Annotated in this window: 5 protein-coding genes and 2 pseudogenes; all 7 read left to right on the forward strand. The window is 68.7% G+C overall.

Annotated elements, in window-relative coordinates:
• Window positions 1–105, forward strand: a pseudogene (locus BN903_RS18055) (cyclase family protein); the annotation flags it as partial.
• Between the two features lie 81 nt (window positions 106–186).
• Window positions 187–468 (forward strand): 50S ribosomal protein L44e, encoded by a 282-nt coding sequence (locus BN903_RS08225; RefSeq protein WP_004595867.1) that lies wholly within the window; start codon window positions 187–189, stop codon window positions 466–468.
• Window positions 469–470: 2 nt separating this feature from the next.
• Window positions 471–644 (forward strand): 30S ribosomal protein S27e, encoded by a 174-nt coding sequence (locus BN903_RS08230; RefSeq protein ID WP_048077286.1) that lies wholly within the window; start codon window positions 471–473, stop codon window positions 642–644.
• Between the two features lie 18 nt (window positions 645–662).
• Entirely contained in the window at window positions 663–1,463 is an 801-nt protein-coding gene (locus tag BN903_RS08235) for a translation initiation factor IF-2 subunit alpha (RefSeq protein WP_048077287.1), read from the forward strand.
• Between the two features lie 36 nt (window positions 1,464–1,499).
• Complete coding sequence (locus BN903_RS08240) at window positions 1,500–1,682, forward strand: RNA-protein complex protein Nop10 (protein WP_048077288.1); 183 nt, start codon at window positions 1,500–1,502, stop codon at window positions 1,680–1,682.
• 82 nt (window positions 1,683–1,764) lie between these two features.
• Complete coding sequence (locus tag BN903_RS08245) at window positions 1,765–2,517, forward strand: proteasome assembly chaperone family protein (RefSeq protein WP_048077289.1); 753 nt, start codon at window positions 1,765–1,767, stop codon at window positions 2,515–2,517.
• A 151-nt stretch (window positions 2,518–2,668) separates the two neighbouring features.
• Window positions 2,669–2,954: pseudogene (locus BN903_RS15845) on the forward strand (3-ketoacyl-CoA thiolase); the annotation flags it as partial.

Below are 2,954 nucleotides of genomic sequence, written 5' to 3' on the forward strand. Positions count from 1 at the left end.
TGTAGACTCGACGGGCTCCCCGAGCGGTTCCGCCTGTACGCCTTCCCGCTCCGGCTGCGCGGGGGCGACGGATCGCCGGTGCGCGCGGTCGCGGAGTGGAAGTGAGGCGTTCGGGAAGCTCGCACGCGGGCCAGACCAAACCCGTTTTAAGCGTCGGCGACGAACCGCATTTCAAGGTCGATATCCATGGAAATGCCACGCCGCTTCAACACGTACTGCCCCCACTGTGACTCGCACCACGAGCACGAGGTGGAGAAGGTTCGATCGGGTCGCGCGACCGGAATGAAACGCGACGCTCGGCAGCGACGCCGCGCGCTCGCGACGATCGGCAACGCCGGCGGGTACTCGAAGGTGCCCGGTGGCGACAAGCCGACGAAGAAGACCCACCTGAAGTACCGCTGCGGCGACTGCGGGAAGGCCCACATGCGCGAGGGATGGCGCGCCGGCCGTCTCACGTTCCAGGAGTAAGCATGGCGGGAGACTTCCACCGCGTCGCCTGCGGCGACTGCGAGAACGAACAGGTCGTCTTCGGCAAGGCCTCCTCCACGGTGTCGTGTGCGGTCTGCGGCACGACCCTCGCGACCCCCACCGGCGGAGAGGCCACGCTCCACGGCGAAATCGTCGAAACCGTTGAGGCGCGGTAACAGCCTCACCGCTCCGTCATGAAGTACAGCGGCTGGCCCGAACCCGGCGAGTTGGTGGTCGGCGACGTCGACGAGATCGCGGACTTCGGCGTGTTCGTCGACCTCGACGAGTACGAGGACAAGCGCGGCCTCTGTCACATCAGCGAGGTCGCCTCCGGCTGGATCAAGAACGTCCGCGACCACGTCCGCGAGGGACAGACGGTCGTCGCGAAGGTGCTGGAGGTCGACGAGTCGTCGAGCCAGATCGACCTGTCGATCAAAGACGTCAACGAGCACCAGCGCAAGGAGACGATCCAAGACTGGAAGAACTCGCAGAAGGCCGACAACTGGATGGAGATCGCGCTCGGCGAGGACGTCGACGACGACCGCTACACCGCGGTCGCCAACGCTCTCCTCGTCGAGTACGAGAGCCTCTACGACGCCTTCGAGGCGGCCGCGATCAGCGGCGACGAGGCCCTCGAAGACGTCGACGTCGACGACGACACCGTCGACGCGATCGTCACGGCGGCCCGCGACAACGTCTCCGTTCCGTACGTCGACGTGACGGGATACGTCGACCTCGAATCGGCGGCCCCCGACGGCGTCGACGATGTCCGCGACGCGCTCGCCGCCGCCGAAGGGAACGGCGAGATCCCGGACGGCGTCGAACTCGACGTCGGCTACGTGGGCTCGCCCGAGTACCGGATCAAGGTCCGCGCGCCGAACTATAAGACGGCGGAGTCACAGCTCGAAGCCGCCGCCGAGCGCGCCCGCGAGTCGATCGAAGCCGCCGGCGGCATCGGCGGGTTCCACCGCGAGCGACGCGAAGACGACGAGTAACCGCGAGCGGCGCGACGCCGCGACGCCTTTTCACCCGTGAAATCAGATATCCGCGTCTGCGCGAACTGGGAGGCCGTTCACGACCGACCGGTGTACGCGCTCGGCGACCGCTGCCCGGAGTGCGACGGTCCGACCGAGAACAGCGCGCCGGCCCCGTTCGGACCGGAGGACCCGTACGGCGAGTACCGGCGGCGGGCGCGGCGACGCGGCTCTGAGTAGGACTCCCGCGCATCGGCTGTCGCGGACGGCGTCCGCGTGCGAATAGCCACGCTCTTGTGAGCGCCGCACGGACGGGTGCGGTATGGAGGACATCGAGATCGACGAGGTCGCGACGCCGGAACTGGACGACCCGGTGTTGATCGAGGGACTGCCGGGCGTCGGCCACGTGGGGAAACTCGCCGCCGAACACCTGTTAGAGGAGTTCGACGGGGAGCTGGTCCGCCGGGTGTACGCCACGGAGTTCCCGCCGCAGGTGAGCGTCGACGACGAGGGGGTCGCGGAGCTGACCTGCGCCGAGTTCCACGCCGTCGAGACCGACGGTGCCGACCTGCTCGTGTTGACCGGCGACCATCAGGCCGGGTCGAACGCGGGTCACTACCGGCTCACCTCGACGTTCCTCGACATCGCGGAGGAGTTCGGCTCCGAGCGGGCGTTCGCGCTCGGGGGCGTCCCCACCGGCGAACTCGTCGAGGAGTACACGGTCCTCGGTGCGGTCTCGGACGCCGCCCTCGTCGACGACTTAGAGGACGCGGGCGTGGAGTTCCGCGCGGACGAGCCGGCCGGCGGCATCGTCGGCGTCTCTGGGCTCGTCTTGGGGCTCGGTGGCCGCCGCGGGTTCGACGCCGCCTGCCTGATGGGCGAGACGAGCGGCTATCTGGTCGATCCGAAGAGCGCGCGCGCCGTGTTAGAGACGCTGGAGACCGTTCTCGGCTTCTCGGTCGACTACGAGAGTCTGGAGGACCGCGCCGAGGAGATGGAGGAGGTCGTCGGGAAGATCCAGGAGATGCAGGAGGGCCCGGCGGTGCCGGACGACGACCTGCGGTACATCGGCTGAACGGGCTCGGTCGACGACTTCATTCCGTTCTCTTCGCTCGTTCGCTCCCGCTCGGTGATCGGAACCTCGCTCGACGACCGGGACCCCCGCCCGGCGACCGGAACCCCCGCTTCCGGCAGAGCTAAACCGGATCGTCGATCATCGTTCGTGTATGACTGACGTACGCGTCGCCGGGGTCGGGCTCACCCGTTTCGGTAGCCACCCGGAGCGCACAGGCCGCGACCTGTTCGGCGAGGCCGCGCTGCGGGCGTTCGAGGATGCAGACGTCGACAGGGCCGACGTCGAGGAGCTGAACTACGGGAACTTCATGGGCGCGCTCGCGGAGCATCAGGGCCATCAGGCACCGCTGATGGCCGAAGCCGCGGGGTCCGCTGTCCGGCGACGCGCTACGAGTCGGCGTGCGCGTCCGCGGGCGTCGCGGTCCGCGAGGCGGTGCG

This window comes from Halorubrum sp. AJ67 (assembly GCF_000513435.1).